Here is a 16,144-nt window from a genome sequence, read left to right on the forward strand (position 1 = left end):
ATAGTTGGTATAATCGATTATAATTTAGCGCGTAAAAGTGATAAAGCAATTGGTAGAAGGAGTGGACAAAATGAGATTTCTTACAGCTGGTGAATCCCACGGCCCGCAATTAACAACTATTATAGAAGGTGTTCCTGCTCAAATACGTCTGGTGGAAGAGGATATTAATCGTGAGCTTTCACGCAGGCAAGGTGGATATGGTCGAGGTCGCCGGATGCAAATCGAAAAGGATCAAGTGAAAATTATGAGCGGGGTTCGACACGGCTATACAACTGGTGCTCCGATTACGTTCGTTGTTGAAAACAATGATTGGAAAAACTGGACAAAAATTATGGGGTCAGCGCCTATTTCCAAAGAAGAAGAAGAGAAGATGAGACGTCGCTTAACCCGTCCCCGACCAGGACATGCAGATTTAAATGGAGCAATCAAATACGGTCATCGCGACATGCGTGATGTATTAGAGCGTTCTTCAGCAAGAGAGACCACCGTTCGTGTAGCTTGTGGGGCGCTTGCAAAAGTTATTTTAAAGGCCATTGGCATTGAAGTAGCCGGTCACGTTCGAATAATTGGTGGTATCGAAGCTAAAGTGGGAGAGTCCCTTCCTATTAAAACGATTCAAGAACGTTCGGAAGCGTCTCCGGTTCGCTGTCTTGATGAAGAAGCGGGCACGAAAATGATGGCAGCCATTGATCAAGCAAAGCAAGATGGTGATAGTATTGGTGGCGTTGTTGAAGTAGTGGTCGAAGGATTGCCAATCGGATTAGGAAGCCATGTTCATTATGACCGAAAACTAGACGGGAAAATTGCCGGAGCGGTTATGAGCATAAATGCCTTTAAAGGTGTTGAGATCGGTCTAGGTTTTGAAGCGGCGCGAAAACCTGGTAGTCAAGTTCATGATGAAATCATTTGGGATGAACAAACAGGTTATAGTCGAAAAACGAACCGTTTAGGTGGTTTTGAAGGTGGAATGACGAACGGTATGCCAGTCGTTGTAAAAGGTGTTATGAAGCCGATACCGACCTTATACAAACCACTGAAAAGTGTGGATATTGATTCAAAAGAGGCGTTTGATGCAGGTGTTGAGCGATCTGATAGTTGCGCAGTGCCAGCCGCTTCAGTGGTGTGTGAAAATGTCGTGGCTTGGGAAATTGCAAACAGCCTGCTAGACACGTTCCCGGCAGATCAACTTTCAGATCTTCAAGCGGCTATAGAGCGACACAATGAAAAAGCAAGGCTGTTTTAATTATGAAGGTCCATGTGCAAACAGAGCATAAAAGCTACGATGTCATAATTGAACAAGGCATCCTAAATCAAGCCGGATCGATTATTGAAAAAGTTGCCCCTGCTTCGCGTTACATGCTCATTGTCGATGAACAGGTTGCGACTCATTATCTTCAAACGTTTCTTCAAACGTTCACACACACAGCTGTACATGTGTCAATTGTTCCAAGTGGAGAACAGTCTAAATCGTTTGCTCAATATGAAGATCTATTAAATGATTGTTTTAACTATCAGCTTGATCGCTCATCGGTCATTATCGCATTTGGAGGCGGAGTTATTGGTGATTTAGCTGGCTTTGTAGCAGGTACCTATATGCGTGGTATTTCTTTTGTACAAGTACCAACGACATTATTAGCCCATGATTCAAGTGTTGGCGGTAAGGTAGCCATTAATTTAGAGAAGGGTAAGAATATGGTTGGGCTGTTTCACCAGCCGGAGCTGGTTCTCTATGATCCCCAGCTTCTAAAAACACTCCCTGAAAAAGAATGGCGTTCAGGCTTTGCTGAAATTGTCAAAATGGGATTTATCGCGGATCATGATTTCTTAGTATGGCTAGAAGAGGAGATTGATTCGCTGGCGTCTATTAGCGACGAGGTGCTTGAACGTATGATTGAACGAGCCATAGCGTTAAAAGCGCGCATTGTGCAGCAGGATGAACAAGAGCTGGGCATTCGTGGGATTTTGAATTTTGGTCATACATTAGGTCATGCCATTGAAGCAGAGCTAGGTTACGGCAAGGTGACACATGGTGAAGCTGTTATGGTCGGAATGGCTTTTGCATTGAAGTTTAGTGAACGTTACCACAGCATTGATCTTGCTTCTGATCGGTACGTAGCGTGGATTCAATCTCTTGGGTATACTGTTGAAATTCCTACTTCGTTAGGGGTAGAGGATTTAATTTCGCGTATGATGAAAGATAAAAAAGCACGTCACGGTACGCTTCATTACGTATTATTAAACGCATTAGGTAAAGCGACGATTGAACCGATTACTGCAGAAGAGTTAGTAGCAGAATTAACAGTAGAAAAAGGAGATCATTGATTATGATGCGAGGCATTCGTGGGGCGACGACAGTTGAAAAAAATGAAGCAACAGAAATTGAACGTGAGACTGAACGCCTCCTTCGAAAAATGGTAGCAGATAATGAGATTCAACCAGAGCATATTGCGCAAGTGCTTGTCACTGTAACAGATGATATTGATGCTTGCTTCCCAGCCAAAGCTTTACGTAATTTAAAAGGGTTTGATTTTGTACCAGTTATGTGTGCCCAAGAAATTCCTGTGAAAGGAAGTTTGCCTCGTTGCATTCGGGTGATGATGACTGCACAAACGGATCGAGATCAGCAAGATGTTTGTCATACTTTCTTAAATCAGGCGATCACGCTTCGACCAGATCTTCTGCAAAAGGGCTAGGTACTTAATGGGTTGACGTCAATGGTTTTTTGCGTTAGACTACGTGCAAGCAAGATTAGATGAGTAGAGTTTAGAGTAGAGATTAGTTGAGAATGAGCAGAGCGGAGAGAATGTAGACGAAGTAAAAAACCCTTCCTATAAATATATTTGGAGATGCGTCAATCCTCCAACCGCTCTTCATTTTCACGTCACAAGGAGTGAGTGGTAAATGAAGAAAATAAATCCCCTTAATGATCAAGTGAAGAAACGTACAACAAGTAAGAAGCAGACGGGTAATCAAGATATGCCAATGCTTCACCTTTCTTTTATTCCACTATCCAATTTCATGTCGCGCACTCGCTATGTATGTAGGTATCACCTTGTTGCGTTTACAAAAGTAGGTGTATGCCATGATTAAAGCGATGTTACACCGCTGTTTAGACAATGGTACACTAAGCGAACAAGAAGCAGAGTTGCTTATGGGCGAAATTATGCATGGACGATTGGCAGACAGCCAGATTGCTAGTTTTATGACGTTGCTTCGATTTAGAGGAGAAACAACAGATGAACTAGTTGGCTTTGCTCGGGCAATGCGAGGGATGGCTGAACCATTTCCTGTTCAATTAGAACGAACGATTGATACATGTGGGACTGGTGGGGATGGACTTGGAACGTTTAACATTTCCACTGCAACTGCCATTGTCCTTGGATCAATGAATATACCTGTAACGAAACACGGCAATCGCTCTGTGTCTTCAAAAACAGGAAGTGCCGATGTGTTTGAAGCGCTTCATATTGATATTCAAACATCTGTGACAGAAGCAGCAACTATGCTAACAGAGCAATCACTATGCTTTATGTTTGCCCCTCTGTATCACCCTTCTATGAAACATGTAATGAAAACGAGAAAAGAGCTAGGCTTTCGAAGCATTTTTAATCTTTTAGGTCCGCTAACAAATCCAGCGGGCGCTAAACATCAGTTGGTAGGCGTTAATAGCCGTGCAACCGCTGATCAATTTGGACACGTATTGCAGCGACTCGGTACAACACACTCGGTTATTGTTAGTGGTGCCGATGGACTTGATGAATGTGCGATTCATGGTGAAACGTACCTTGTTGATGTGAAGGAAGATACAATTGATGCCATTACTATAAAGCCTGAAGACGTTGGTTTTACCTGTGGATCTTTAGCGTCCATCCGAGTCCAAACCCCTGCTGAGAGTGCTGCTTTAATTCATCAAGTACTCCTAAATGAGGCGCCACAAGAAGCAATTGATATTGTAGCGTTTAATGCAGGTGTTGCTCTATACGCAGGTGATTATGTATCTTCCATTCATGTTGGTATAGAAGAAGCAAAGCGGACTATTGCAAATGGTCAATCCCAACTTTATTTGACCTCGCTACAATCTAAGAAGAGAGGGATAAAACATGCTTGATCAGATTATTGCAACCAAAAAAGAAGAAGTCCGTTTGTTAGAAATGCCGGCTCCTGTAGCGGTAAAGCGAGTCAGTTTAAAACAAGCTCTATTGGAGTCTACTTTTGACCTAGGTTTAATTGCAGAAATTAAGCAAGCGTCGCCTTCAAAAGGTCTGTTAGTTGAGACCCTCGATGTTAAAGGGATTGCCCGGTCGTACCAAATGGCTGGTGCGTCTGCTATTAGTGTGTTAACCGATTACCCCTATTTTAAAGGTAAGAAAGAATATATCAAGCAAGTAAAAGACGCCGTTGACCTTCCAGTCTTACGGAAAGACTTTATTATTGATGCCAAGCAAGTGGAAGAGTCCTATCGACTTGGAGCGGATGCGATCTTGCTGATTGCAGGCGTTATGGAATACAATCAGCTACGAGAGCTCTATGAACAAGCGTATGAATTAGGGCTTGAATGTCTAGTAGAGGTACATGATGAAGAAGAAGCGCACACATTGCTTCAATATATCAAACCAGAAATTGTTGGTGTGAATAACCGAAATTTAAAAACGTTTCAAACGAGTATTAACCAAACAGAATTGATTTTACCATCCCTTTCAAAAGAAGCGGTTATTGTGTCGGAAAGTGGCATCCGTACAAAGGATGACCTTACTTACTTAAAAAATTTAGGTGTTCATGGTGTGTTGATGGGTGAGACATTAATGAAAGCGACAGATCGTTCTAAAGCCATTGAAAGCCTGTTTGCAAATGAGCGGACAGTGAGATGAAGACGAAATATTGTGGCATTCAATCGAAAGAAGATTTAGAAGTTGTCGCTCACTCATTATGTGATTACATTGGATACGTATTTGCGAAAAGTAAACGTCAAGTGTTTCTTGATGATGTAATGGGTTGGATTCAGTCTGTTCCTCATCAAAAGAAAAATGTCGCTCTCGTTGTAAACGCAACAATAGAACAAATAAAACCCCTTTTCGAAGCGAATATTTTCCACGTTCTTCAACTTCATGGAAGTGAGTCAGTGGACACTGTTAAAGCCATTCGACATGCTTATCCAACTATTGATCTTTGGAAAGCCATCCATGTTGATGATCGTACAGTTGAGCAGCTTCACTGTTATGCTCCTTATGTAGATGCTCTTCTGCTTGACACAAAAAGCGCACAAGCGTGGGGTGGAACAGGGCAAACATTTGAGTGGAGGCATATTCCTAAGTTTATCGAAATTGCAAACCGTTATGACACGCCTCTATTTATTGCTGGTGGAATAAACAAAGACAATATCCAAGATGCACAACACTATAACGTGTTTGGTTTAGATCTATCCAGCGGGATAGAGCAAAACGGACGAAAAAATAAACGAGCAGTGGAAGAGCTTGAAGAGGTGATCAAAAGAGATGAAAACGGATCTTTATCCAACTGAACAAGGTCGTTTCGGTGAGTACGGCGGGCAATATGTACCAGAAACAATTATGAGTGCACTAGAGGAATTAGAGGCGGCTTTGGATGAAGCACTAGCAGATCCTGCATTTACAAGTGAATTAACAACATTGTTAACACAGTATGCAGGCCGAAAAACTCCGATCACATATGCCGACCAGCTTAGTAAAGCATTAGGAAATGTCTCGATTTATTTAAAACGAGAAGATTTAGTGCACACAGGCGCACATAAGCTGAACAATGCCCTCGGACAAGTATTGTTAGCAAAGCGAATGGGTAAAAAGAAAATTGTCGCTGAGACAGGCGCGGGTCAGCATGGTGTAGCGACGGCAACTGTAGCCGCGAAGTTTGGCATGGACTGTTTAATTTATATGGGCGAAACCGATATGGAGCGACAGCAGTTAAATGTGTTTCGAATGGAGCTTCTTGGTGCGAAAGTGATCCCAGCTAAGAGTGGAAGTAAAACGTTAAAAGATGCAACAAATGAAGCCATTCGCCATTGGGTAACGAATGCCGACGATACGTTTTACATTATTGGTTCTGTAGTGGGTCCTCACCCTTATCCAAAAATGGTTCGTCAATTTCAACGTATTATTGGTGATGAAGCAAAAGAGCAAATGCTCACTGATTACGGAAAATTGCCTGATACTATTATTGCGTGCGTTGGTGGAGGAAGTAATGCGATTGGCATGTTTTATCCATTTATTGAAGACGATGTTACGTTAGTTGGTGTGGAGGCAGCCGGCCTTGGCGTCGATTCTTCTCATCACGCTGCAACGTTAACAAAAGGAACAAAAGGGATCATTCACGGTTCTCTAACGTATTTACTTCAAGACGAGGTAGGTCAAATTATAGAGCCATATTCTATTTCAGCTGGTCTTGATTATCCTGGAATTGGTCCAGAGCATGCCTATTTAGCAGATTCAGGTCGTGTTACGTATGAAGCGGTAACAGATGAAGAGGCTCTCTCTGCTCTGCGTATGCTCGCTGAACACGAGGGCATTATTTGTGCCCTGGAATCAGCACATGCTGTTGCTCAAGCGATTAAACAAAGTAAAGTAGGAGAAAATGAAACAATTTTAATCTGTTTATCCGGACGCGGCGACAAGGACATGCATACCATTTACAAAAATGTTGAAGGAGGTTCTTCCCATGAATAGGTTGGCGCAAGCTTTACAAAAGGATGATTTGTTCATTCCGTTTATAACGGCGGGAGATCCTTCTCTTGACGTGACGATTGAGCTACTGCTTTCATTACAAAAGCAAGGGGCCGATGTTATTGAACTAGGTGTGCCGTACTCTGATCCTTTAGCGGATGGACCTACTATACAAGCAGCTTCTATTCGAGCTATTAAAGCAGGAACCACACTACCGCAAATTTTAAAGATGATTCCATTAGCTCGAAGCAAAGGTGTCCATGTACCCATTATTTTGTTTACGTATGCAAATCCTCTTTATCAATACGGATTCGAAACTTTTGTTGAACAGGCATCGACGTTTGAAGTAGACGGTGTTCTCGTTCCAGATTTACCATTTGAAGAAGCCCAGACATTGGCCACATTATGTAAAGCAAATGGCTTGTCTTTTATATCAATGGTAGCCCCCACTTCAAGAGAGCGGATTAAAAAAATTGCTTCATCTGCAAGTGGTTTTTTATATTGTGTATCAACGACCGGCGTGACCGGTGCTCGTGACCAATTGCCTGCTGATTTAAAAAAGTTTATTGATACAGTAAAGCAGCACGCTCAGGTTCCTTGTGTGGTTGGATTCGGTATTCATAAACGTGAGCAAGTAGAAGCTATTCAACAGTACGCTGACGGAGTTGTAATTGGAAGTGCGATTGTGAAAGAAATAGAAAAGCGGGGAAAACAACTTCTAATTGAAAGAGAAAAAGAAAAGGCTCTTGCGGAGATTGAACACTATATTGGTGAGCTTCAAGGAATAAATACAGTATCTCGTTAAAAAAATGTTGAAGAAAAAGCTCTTTTTTCGTAGGATAACTAGTAATATTATTGAAAGTAGGTGTGGACATGCTCGTTAAAAAACAAATTCGTGGTCTACCTGCGTATGCACCGGGCAAACCAATTGCTGAGGTGAAGCGCGAATATGGATTAGATCATGTCATAAAAATGGCTTCAAATGAAAATCCATACGGAGCGTCACCAAAAGTAGCAGAAAGAATTGCGATGGTTGCAAGCGAAACGGCTATTTACCCTGACGGCTATGGAACAGAGCTACGGGAAGCTTTAGCATCGAAGCATCAAGTAAGTGAAAAGCAAATTATGTTAGGGAATGGATCCGACGAAGTGATACAATTTCTATGTCGTGGGTTTTTATCGTCTAATACCAATACGGTTATGGCGACGCCTTCTTTTTCACAATATAAATTAAATGCAACCATTGAAGATGCTCAAATTATAGAGGTTCCTGTTACAAGCAGTGGAGATCATGACTTAGAAGCGATGCTTGCTGCGATTAACGAGCAAACGCGTATTGTTTGGGTCTGTAATCCAAATAATCCTAACGGTGTCGCGTTAAGTCGTGAAGCATTTAGACACTTTTTAGATCGTGTTCCAAAAGAGTGTTTAGTCGTTTCAGATGAGGCTTACTACGAATATGTGACAACCGATGATTATCCTGATAGCGTATCATTGCTTTCTCACTATCCACAATTAGTTGTGTTACGTACGTTCTCAAAAGCGTATGGATTAGCTGGTTTACGAGTAGGATATGGCATTGCGAGTGAGAGCGTTGCACAAGCGATTGACCCTGTTAGACCTCCGTTTAATAACAATGCGATTGCGCATCAAGCTGCTCTAGCCGCACTAGAGGACGAAGCGTTTATTCGATTGTGTAAAGAAAAAAATCAGCAAGAAAAGCAGCGTTTAAGAGCGTATTTTGAGAAAGAGGGTTTCTTTGTGTATCCCTCCGAAACGAATTTCCTTTTAGTTGAGACAGGCATTCCAGGGAATCAACTTTTTCAAGCATTCCTTGAAAAAGGGTTTATTCTTCGTTCTGGTGAAGCGCTAGGGTATCCAACCGGTATTCGTATTTCTATTGGTAGTAAAGAAGAAAATGATGCTTTCTTAGAAGTGGCACCGACCATTTTTAACACATGTAAAACGTAATGAAGTAGTGCAGGGAGGACCACAGCATGACGAACATCTTTATAATTGGTATGGGCCTAATTGGGGGGTCATTGTCCCTTGCTTTGAAACAGGATTCAACTTTTCATCGAATAGGCTTTGATATTTCAGAGGATGAAACGAATATGGCTCATCAGTTAGGGATTATTGATGAGCGTGTAACACGTTTAGAGGATGGGGCTGAACGTGCTGACGTTATTATTATTGCCACGCCAGTAGGTGTGACCATAAAGATCATAGAGCAGCTAAGCACAATGTCCTTGAAAAAGGGTGTTATTTTAACAGATGTAGGCTCGACGAAACGAACGATCGTTGAGCAAGCTGAGCAGCTTTTACCATCTGTGTGCTTTATTGGTGGGCATCCAATGGCTGGTTCACATAAATCAGGAGTGACGGCAGCACAAGAACATTTATTTGAAAATGCGTTCTACCTCTTAACACCAACGGCAAAGACACCTAGGGACCAAATGATATCGTTAAAAAATATTTTGAAATTGACGAAAGCGCGCTTTATTGAACTTGATGCAAAGCGACACGATCGACTTGTTGGTGTTGTCAGTCATTTTCCACATATTGTAGCAGCCGGACTCGTTCATCAACTTGAAAAGATGCAAGCAACAGATGATCAAGTGACCGCGCTTGCTGCTGGCGGCTTTAAAGACATTACAAGAATTGCTTCAGCAAGTCCTATTATGTGGCGTGATATTTTAGTACATAATAAAGAAGAAATGATTCGATTAATGAATGAGTGGCAGCGAGAGATGGATGAAATCCGTGAATTCATTGAAGAAGAAGATCATGAGAGCATTTATCAATTTTTTGCAGGAGCTCGTCAAATTCGTGAGGGGTTACCGCAGAAATCTCGTGGAGCAATTCCAGCGTTTTATGACTTATATGTTGATGTTCCCGATCACCTCGGAGTAGTATCAGACGTGACCTATGTTCTTGCGGAAAATAAAATTCATTTGACCAACATTCGCATTCTCGAAGCAAGAGAAGACATTATGGGTGTTTTACGGTTAAGCTTCCGCTCAGAAGAAGATCGAACGCACGCTCGAACAGTTTTAATCGAACGCCATTACCAAATTTACGAACAATAGTAAGAAGCGTCTGATTGAACAGGTCAGGCGTTTGTATAAAAAAACCCCCTTGAAAACGCTTACGCTTTTCAAGGGGGTTTAGCTATAAAAGCTAAAATGTATGGATAGGAGTGGAGAGAAACCATACGCTAATTAGATAATAAAAGAAAACGCTTACAAAGTCAATACTATTCATAAAAATCTTTTGTTTTTTTCTGAAACAGAAAGGTTGCCCGTATGACGAATGATCATATAAACTATACGTATACCGTTTGTTATGAAAAGGAGCAAGAACATTTATGTTGAAAGAACATGTTTTTTCTAAAATAGAGGCTGGAAACATTGAAGATGCCTTAGCGTATATAGCCGAACATGCTTTATCAGATAACCATCAAATTCGGTTTGAAGCGGCTGAGCTCTATTACGAACTTGGGCATATTCGAGAAGCACGAACCATTGTTGAAGAGCTTCGTTCCCTTTATCCAGATGAAGGCTCCTTAGCCATTCTTTCAGCGGAAATGATGATTGATGAAGATCAAGAGGATGAAGCAATTGAATTATTACTAGAAGTTGGCGCAAAGGATGACAGCTTTGTACAAGCGCAACTTTTACTTGCCGATTTGTATCAATTACAAGCTCTTGATGAAGTCGCCGAACAAAAGTTACTTGCGGCATTACAAAAAGACCCTGAAGAAATGATCCTTATCTATGCGCTAGGTGAATTTTATTTAAATCAAGGGGCATATAATAAGGCAATACCGTATTTAAAACAATCTCTTCACGCTCAATTAGGTGAAGTGAACGTTGGGTTATCACTGGCAGAAGCATATAGTGGGAATGGACAATTTGAAGAGGCATTACACTTATACCATCAACAAGAAACAAATAAAATGACCCCTGACCAATTATTCAGCTTTGGCTTTACTGCTTATCAACAGGGTGATTACCCAGTTGTAATTGAACAGCTCGGTGCAGTAAAAAGTTTGGACGCTGATTTTACAAGTGTTTATATGCCACTTGCAAAAGCTTACGAAGCCGAAAATCGTCTAGATGAGGCATTCGAGACGTTAAAAGATGGGATTCGAATGGATGAATTTAATGACCAGCTCCCGATGATGGCTGGTCAAGTGCTGACAAAAATGAACGATCTTGTCGGTGCTGAGCAGTACTTTCGTCAGGCTTTGGCACTAAATCCCTCGAATATGACTAGTATTCAAGCACTTGCTGCACTGTTAAAAGAAGACGAGAGAGCTGAAGAGCTACAAGAGCTTGTTGAACACGTTCAAGAGTATGGAGAACATGACCCTGTACTAACGTGGTACCACGCTTTTTCGAAAGCACAATTGGAGTCTTATGAAGAAGCTCGTTTGTTATATGAAGAAGCTGAACCGTTTTTTAAGGAGGATGCCGACTTTTTAATTGAATACGGCTATTTTCTCCTTGAAGAAGGGAAACGAACGAAAGCAGCTGAGTTATTTGGACAAGCGCTTCACGTTGATCCGACAAGAACAGACTTAATTGAGCTGATTGACCAGCTCCAACACGAGGAATGACAAGATTTGTTGAAAAGAATTCAAGTCAATAGAAAAGGGAATGCTGTATCTTAAGGCGAAATGTACAAGAGAATCTTATTTGGTGCTTTTATAAAAGGAAAGGGGAGAAAGCAATTGGGTAGTATTATTCCTGTAATGGATAAAAAGTCTTTTTTGCGTAGTTTCCTCAAACGACATCAATTAAAACGCCGTGAGTGTGCTTGGTTGCTAAATTATTTAATGAACGATGATGGCTTAATGGAACGAGTCCATTTTTTAGACCGTTCCGATGAAACGCCAAAGGCACTTATCATTTCTACTCAAGGAATCGACACCGTTCCATTTTCGTTTCGAAAGCAGCACCACGTGACAACAGACTGTGAAAAAGCGTTTCACGATATTCGCTTAAATCATACAGAAGAGATTTACATTGAACTTCATTTTAAGGATCAAGAACTTCATGCGCAGTACCTAGCGGTTCTCGAAGACAACCCATATTTACCAGAAACAAAAGAACGAAAGCAACGCTTTGAATCAGAGGCCAACGTTGTCTTATCTGAGAGCATTCGCCAATTTCAGTTGAACAAAATAAATGATGAAATTAATCAAGCGTTAGATGCACATGATAAAGAAGCGTTTCTCGCTTTAACAGAAAAACTAAATCATTTATTAAAAAACTCCTAAAACAGAGCCCGAAGGCTCTGTTTTTTTTGGTATACTAAAAAAGAGGAAGGAAGTGGTCAGATGCGCTTTAGAACCGAAGACACCGATACGTATTTACAATCCCGAGATTACGTCGATACAGCCATTGTACCCCTTGTAAAGGTATCGTTAACGGCAGACATTAAGTCAACTATTCAAGCGACTGAATTTACAACAATTTTAAGTGAGGAAATGGAACGTCAATTTCGAGGACGGGTCATGCTGTTTCCGCCATTTAGCTACAATGATACCGAATCAGCAGAAGCAAAAAGAGAGCGTCTACAGATCTGGCAAACCGAATTAGGGGATGCAGGATTTCACTATATCGTTTTGTTAACATCAGATGCGAATTGGAAGCAGGATGAACAAACATTAGAGCCGTTGCAATTAGTGTACGTGCCATCCATTGCCCTTGAATACATTGAACAAAAAAACAGAAAAAAAGTCATGGATGATCAAATGCAACAAATTTTGCCGTTAATTACAGGGTTATGGCAAAAAAAACGCTGAAAGCGCTATTCTAACTCATATTGCTTAATGTATGCGGTTATAGTATGATAGTAACGTCCTAGTATTAATCTGTATGATACCAAGCTAAACTTGGTCGATTTTGAACTGTTAGGAGGTTTAGAAGTGAGCGAAAGAGAGCACAAAGTTTCGAGACGGCAATTTTTATCGTACACGCTCACAGGAGTAGGTGGATTTATGGCTGCAGGTATGTTAATGCCTATGGTTCGTTTTGCCCTTGATCCTGCATTAAAAGCAGGCGCTGAGTCTTCTATGGTAGCGGTATGCGAGCTAGACGAATTAACAGATTCGCCGCAGCGATTCACAAGGAGCTTTAGCCAACAAGATTCTTGGTATGAATCAACTGTTGAGCAAGAAGCATACATCTATTTAGATGGTGACGATGTTGTTGCGCTTTCATCCGTTTGTACACACTTAGGTTGTACAATTGCTTATAACGAAGATGAGAGCGAATTCGCGTGTCCATGCCATGGTGGTCGATTTACAGAAGATGGTACAAACGTACCTGGAACACCACCACGTCGACCGTTAGATGTGTTTGAAGTCAGTGTTGAAAATGGAACCGTATACCTTGGAGAGGTAAACCGAAGAGACTAGGAGGGACGCAAAAATGCTACAAAAAATTTATGATTATGTGGACGAGCGTCTAGATATTACTCCTATGTGGCGTGATATTGCGGATCACGAGGTGCCTGAGCACGTTAACCCAGCTCATCACTTTTCGGCGTTCATATACTGTTTCGGTGGATTAACATTCTTCGTAACGGTCATTCAAATTTTGTCAGGAATGTTTCTGACAATGTATTACGTACCAGATATTGTTAATGCCCATGCATCCGTATATTTCTTACAAAATGATGTAGCAATGGGGCAAATTGTTCGCGGTATGCATCACTGGGGTGCGAGTTTAGTTATTGTCATGATGTTTCTACATACTTTACGTGTATTCTTCACTGGTTCGTATAAAAAACCACGTGAGTTAAACTGGGTTGTTGGTGTGTTAATTTTCTTCGTTATGCTTGCGCTTGGTTTAACAGGTTACTTGTTACCTTGGGATATGAAAGCATACTTCGCAACTGTTGTAACACTTGAAATTGCAGAAAGTGTACCGATTATCGGTGATTTCACAAAAGCGTTACTTGCTGGTGGTGACATCGTTGGTGCTGCGACGTTAACGCGTTTCTTTGCCATTCATGTATTCTTCTTACCAGCGGCACTACTTGGACTATTAGGTGCCCACTTTATTATGATTCGTAGACAGGGAATCTCTGGACCTCTATAAGAGAACCCATATTTGATAAAAAAGGAGGGAATTTCATGCATCGAGGCAAAGGGATGAAATTTGTCGGCGATTCTCGTGTAAAATCAGACGGACGTAAAGTGAATGTGCCAAAGGATTACTCGGAATATCCGGGTAAGACGGAAGCGTTTTGGCCGAACTTTTTACTTCGAGAATGGATGGTTGGTGCTGTTTTTCTCATGGGGTTTCTTTGTTTAACCCTAGCCCACCCAGCTCCTCTTGAGGCAATTGCCGACCCGTTAGAAGCTTACATACCGTTACCGGACTGGTATTTCTTATTTTTGTATCAATTACTTAAATATGAATTTGCTTCTGGAAGTTTTAATACATTAGGAACGGTTGTCATTCCTGGTATTGCATTTGGTGCCTTAATGCTTGCGCCATGGCTGGACACATCAAAAGAGCGTCGTCCGCACAAACGCCCAATTGCAACAGCGTTAATGTTGCTTGGTGTTGCATCAGTCATCTTTTTAACGTGGGAATCTGTTGATCAACACGATTGGGAGACGGCGGCTCAGCAAGGACAGCTTGTTATTGCGGAAGATGTTGATTTTGATACCGAGGCTGAAGGGTATGAAATCTATACAAATAACGAATCTTGTATCAACTGTCATGGTGATCAAATGACTGGTGGTGCAGGTGCTCCAAACCTTTTAGAGACAGAGAAATCTGCTGAAGAAGTGATGGACGTTATTGTAAACGGTCAAGGCGCTATGCCAGGTGACTTGTTTGAGGGAACAGATGAAGAGCTCGAAATTTTAGCAGAATTTATTGCGAACCACGGACAAGATTCTGAGGAATAAGATTAGAGAGAGCCACCTTAGAGGTGGCTCTTTTTACATAGGGGTGTAAAGATGCTTGCGTATTTATTTGGATGGTTAACAAAAAGATCCACATTGCTACTATTACTGGTCGTAAATGCGCTTGGAACGATTTATGGCTTTTACTGGTATGGGAATCAACTGGCTCAAACGCCTTTGCATTTTATCCCATTTGTACCAGATAGTCCAACAGCCAGCCTGTTTTTTGTAGTAGTACTAGTTGCATTTCTAATGAAAAAGAACGTAGGTCTCATAGAAGCGTTAGCCGCTGTTACATTGTTGAAATATGGGATTTGGGCGGTTGCAATGAATACGTTTCAAGTAATGGAAGGTGCACCGATGCATTGGCAAATTATCATGCTCAATCTTTCTCACGCTGGTATGGCCCTTCAAGCACTTCTTTTCTTACCGTTTATGCGGATTAAAGCTTGGCACCTTGGAGTTGCTCTTACTTGGACAGTATGGAATGACGTGATTGACTATGTATTTGGGATGCATCCATGGATTAGCCGTGTCATTATGCCTTATATAGATCAAATTGGTGTATTTACATTTTTATTAGGGTTGGCTTCGGTTATGCTTGTTTACTTTTTAAATGTTCGCAAAGGTGCCTTTCGGTTAAACTTGCCTTAACACAACTGGTCTACTCTTGTCCCTCTTCTCATAGACTAACAATCAGAGGAGGGAACGAGCGATGTGGCGAAGAATGTTAGTAGCAGTGATCTTGAGCGTCTTGTTGGTGCCTGTATTTAGTGATGCGGTAGAGGACAAGAACCCAACTTGGAACGAGTTTGATGGCTTAGCCGGTCAATTACTTCAACAACTAAAGCAAGGAGATATAGATAACGCGAAGCAAACCGCTTTAGTGCTGTCAAATGAAATGAATGTCTATCCTTTTTCTGAAGAAGAATGGACTCTTTCATCAATGCGCACACTAGTAACGACATTTGAATCTGCTTATGAGGCGCTGTTTGCAGAGGATGTCACCACGGAGGAGCAAGTGCGCTTAGCAATGGCTCTCAGGCTTAGCACCGATGCTGTTCAACAAGTAAATCAACCGTTGTGGAATCAAATGGATCGACAATTGCTGGATAGTTTAGATCGAATTAGTGCAGTGAATGACCCATTTCAATCGCAACAATACATGTATGAGGTCAATCGTACGTTGCAACTATATGAAACAGTACGTCCTGCTGTATTAATTTCGAAGGGATATGAGCAAGTAAGTGAGCTTGATGCCATGCACTATAAGCTTCAAGAGCAACAGCTGTCTCAAGTTGAAATTGACAACCATCTCGATGCAATGCGCCATGAGTACTTAACGTTATTTGCTTTCTCCTCAGTTGAAACCGTTGACCCAGGTTTATATGTCGTGATGTTTATTATCGGCACACCGGTATTCTTAACACTTAGCTATGTTGGATTTCGGAAATTTAGAGGGCAACGTAAGAAAGTAAAACAGAACGAATAGAGTGAGCGTCTAGTTTGACTTATTTTGACG

Annotated in this window: 19 protein-coding genes; all 19 read left to right on the top strand. The window is 41.4% G+C overall.

Features of this window, described 5'->3' with window-relative positions; all coding sequences use genetic code 11:
- Positions 1 to 70: 70 nt before the first annotated feature.
- The 19 genes from aroC to BK583_RS10150 all read left to right on the top strand — a co-directional run bounded on the left by aroC (position 71) and on the right by BK583_RS10150 (position 16,114).
- Entirely contained in the window at positions 71 to 1,243 is a 1,173-nt protein-coding gene (gene aroC / locus BK583_RS10060; protein ID WP_038480252.1) for a chorismate synthase, read from the top strand.
- A 2-nt stretch (positions 1,244 to 1,245) separates the two neighbouring features.
- Positions 1,246 to 2,322, top strand: a complete 1,077-nt coding sequence (gene aroB, locus BK583_RS10065; RefSeq protein WP_051667524.1) for a 3-dehydroquinate synthase — start codon at positions 1,246 to 1,248, stop codon at positions 2,320 to 2,322.
- 2 nt (positions 2,323 to 2,324) lie between these two features.
- A complete protein-coding gene (gene aroH / locus BK583_RS10070) occupies positions 2,325 to 2,693 on the top strand; it encodes a chorismate mutase (protein WP_055737651.1) in 369 nt (122 codons plus the stop codon).
- A gap of 208 nt (positions 2,694 to 2,901) precedes the next feature.
- Positions 2,902 to 3,090, top strand: a complete 189-nt coding sequence (locus BK583_RS10075) for a hypothetical protein (RefSeq protein ID WP_038480243.1) — start codon at positions 2,902 to 2,904, stop codon at positions 3,088 to 3,090.
- Positions 3,083 to 4,108, top strand: coding sequence for an anthranilate phosphoribosyltransferase (gene trpD, locus BK583_RS10080; protein ID WP_055737652.1), 1,026 nt, complete (start codon positions 3,083 to 3,085; stop codon positions 4,106 to 4,108). Before BK583_RS10075 ends, trpD begins: the two co-directional genes overlap by 8 nt.
- A complete protein-coding gene (gene trpC / locus BK583_RS10085; protein WP_055737653.1) occupies positions 4,101 to 4,868 on the top strand; it encodes an indole-3-glycerol phosphate synthase TrpC in 768 nt (255 codons plus the stop codon). Before trpD ends, trpC begins: the two co-directional genes overlap by 8 nt.
- Entirely contained in the window at positions 4,865 to 5,518 is a 654-nt protein-coding gene (locus BK583_RS10090) for a phosphoribosylanthranilate isomerase (protein ID WP_055737654.1), read from the top strand. Before trpC ends, BK583_RS10090 begins: the two co-directional genes overlap by 4 nt.
- Entirely contained in the window at positions 5,493 to 6,695 is a 1,203-nt protein-coding gene (gene trpB / locus BK583_RS10095) for a tryptophan synthase subunit beta (RefSeq protein WP_055737655.1), read from the top strand. The genes BK583_RS10090 and trpB overlap by 26 nt, the downstream gene beginning before the upstream one ends.
- Positions 6,688 to 7,497, top strand: coding sequence for a tryptophan synthase subunit alpha (trpA, locus tag BK583_RS10100; protein WP_055737656.1), 810 nt, complete (start codon positions 6,688 to 6,690; stop codon positions 7,495 to 7,497). Before trpB ends, trpA begins: the two co-directional genes overlap by 8 nt.
- A gap of 68 nt (positions 7,498 to 7,565) precedes the next feature.
- Entirely contained in the window at positions 7,566 to 8,663 is a 1,098-nt protein-coding gene (gene hisC / locus BK583_RS10105) for a histidinol-phosphate transaminase (protein WP_055737657.1), read from the top strand.
- Positions 8,664 to 8,689: 26 nt separating this feature from the next.
- Positions 8,690 to 9,781 (top strand): prephenate dehydrogenase, encoded by a 1,092-nt coding sequence (locus BK583_RS10110; protein ID WP_055737658.1) that lies wholly within the window; start codon positions 8,690 to 8,692, stop codon positions 9,779 to 9,781.
- Positions 9,782 to 10,059: 278 nt separating this feature from the next.
- Positions 10,060 to 11,313, top strand: a complete 1,254-nt coding sequence (locus BK583_RS10115; RefSeq protein WP_055737659.1) for a tetratricopeptide repeat protein — start codon at positions 10,060 to 10,062, stop codon at positions 11,311 to 11,313.
- Between the two features lie 114 nt (positions 11,314 to 11,427).
- Positions 11,428 to 11,976, top strand: a complete 549-nt coding sequence (locus BK583_RS10120; protein ID WP_055737660.1) for a ReoY family proteolytic degradation factor — start codon at positions 11,428 to 11,430, stop codon at positions 11,974 to 11,976.
- A gap of 60 nt (positions 11,977 to 12,036) precedes the next feature.
- A complete protein-coding gene (locus tag BK583_RS10125) occupies positions 12,037 to 12,504 on the top strand; it encodes a YpiF family protein (RefSeq protein ID WP_038480215.1) in 468 nt (155 codons plus the stop codon).
- Between the two features lie 123 nt (positions 12,505 to 12,627).
- Positions 12,628 to 13,119 carry a Rieske (2Fe-2S) protein gene (locus BK583_RS10130; protein WP_055737661.1) on the top strand — a complete coding sequence of 164 codons (492 nt, stop codon included), beginning with the start codon at positions 12,628 to 12,630 and terminating at the stop codon, positions 13,117 to 13,119.
- 13 nt (positions 13,120 to 13,132) lie between these two features.
- On the top strand, positions 13,133 to 13,804 hold the full coding sequence (gene qcrB, locus BK583_RS10135) for a menaquinol-cytochrome c reductase cytochrome b subunit (RefSeq protein ID WP_035398380.1): 672 nt from the start codon (positions 13,133 to 13,135) through the stop codon (positions 13,802 to 13,804).
- 35 nt (positions 13,805 to 13,839) lie between these two features.
- Positions 13,840 to 14,625 (top strand): menaquinol-cytochrome c reductase cytochrome b/c subunit, encoded by a 786-nt coding sequence (locus tag BK583_RS10140; protein WP_038480209.1) that lies wholly within the window; start codon positions 13,840 to 13,842, stop codon positions 14,623 to 14,625.
- A 51-nt stretch (positions 14,626 to 14,676) separates the two neighbouring features.
- Positions 14,677 to 15,276 (top strand): DUF1405 domain-containing protein, encoded by a 600-nt coding sequence (locus BK583_RS10145; RefSeq protein ID WP_055737662.1) that lies wholly within the window; start codon positions 14,677 to 14,679, stop codon positions 15,274 to 15,276.
- A gap of 61 nt (positions 15,277 to 15,337) precedes the next feature.
- Positions 15,338 to 16,114, top strand: coding sequence for a sporulation protein YpjB (locus BK583_RS10150; protein WP_055737663.1), 777 nt, complete (start codon positions 15,338 to 15,340; stop codon positions 16,112 to 16,114).
- The last annotated feature ends 30 nt before the right edge of the window (positions 16,115 to 16,144 follow it).

The organism is Shouchella oshimensis (genome assembly GCF_002019765.1).
GTDB classification, from domain to species: domain Bacteria; phylum Bacillota; class Bacilli; order Bacillales; family Bacillaceae_D; genus Shouchella; species Shouchella oshimensis.

What these genes read in the sequence shown, in the direction of transcription:
- aroC (WP_038480252.1), top strand. Translation starts at nt 71, where the DNA reads ATGAGATTTCTTACAGCTGGTGAATCCCACGGCCCGCAATTAACAACT.
- aroB (WP_051667524.1), top strand. Translation starts at nt 1,246, where the DNA reads ATGAAGGTCCATGTGCAAACAGAGCATAAAAGCTACGATGTCATAATT.
- aroH (WP_055737651.1), top strand. Translation starts at nt 2,325, where the DNA reads ATGATGCGAGGCATTCGTGGGGCGACGACAGTTGAAAAAAATGAAGCA.
- BK583_RS10075 (WP_038480243.1), top strand. Translation starts at nt 2,902, where the DNA reads ATGAAGAAAATAAATCCCCTTAATGATCAAGTGAAGAAACGTACAACA.
- trpD (WP_055737652.1), top strand. Translation starts at nt 3,083, where the DNA reads ATGATTAAAGCGATGTTACACCGCTGTTTAGACAATGGTACACTAAGC.
- trpC (WP_055737653.1), top strand. Translation starts at nt 4,101, where the DNA reads ATGCTTGATCAGATTATTGCAACCAAAAAAGAAGAAGTCCGTTTGTTA.
- BK583_RS10090 (WP_055737654.1), top strand. Translation starts at nt 4,865, where the DNA reads ATGAAGACGAAATATTGTGGCATTCAATCGAAAGAAGATTTAGAAGTT.
- trpB (WP_055737655.1), top strand. Translation starts at nt 5,493, where the DNA reads ATGAAAACGGATCTTTATCCAACTGAACAAGGTCGTTTCGGTGAGTAC.
- trpA (WP_055737656.1), top strand. Translation starts at nt 6,688, where the DNA reads ATGAATAGGTTGGCGCAAGCTTTACAAAAGGATGATTTGTTCATTCCG.
- hisC (WP_055737657.1), top strand. Translation starts at nt 7,566, where the DNA reads ATGCTCGTTAAAAAACAAATTCGTGGTCTACCTGCGTATGCACCGGGC.
- BK583_RS10110 (WP_055737658.1), top strand. Translation starts at nt 8,690, where the DNA reads ATGACGAACATCTTTATAATTGGTATGGGCCTAATTGGGGGGTCATTG.
- BK583_RS10115 (WP_055737659.1), top strand. Translation starts at nt 10,060, where the DNA reads ATGTTGAAAGAACATGTTTTTTCTAAAATAGAGGCTGGAAACATTGAA.
- BK583_RS10125 (WP_038480215.1), top strand. Translation starts at nt 12,037, where the DNA reads ATGCGCTTTAGAACCGAAGACACCGATACGTATTTACAATCCCGAGAT.
- qcrB (WP_035398380.1), top strand. Translation starts at nt 13,133, where the DNA reads ATGCTACAAAAAATTTATGATTATGTGGACGAGCGTCTAGATATTACT.
- BK583_RS10140 (WP_038480209.1), top strand. Translation starts at nt 13,840, where the DNA reads ATGCATCGAGGCAAAGGGATGAAATTTGTCGGCGATTCTCGTGTAAAA.
- BK583_RS10145 (WP_055737662.1), top strand. Translation starts at nt 14,677, where the DNA reads ATGCTTGCGTATTTATTTGGATGGTTAACAAAAAGATCCACATTGCTA.
- BK583_RS10150 (WP_055737663.1), top strand. Translation starts at nt 15,338, where the DNA reads ATGTGGCGAAGAATGTTAGTAGCAGTGATCTTGAGCGTCTTGTTGGTG.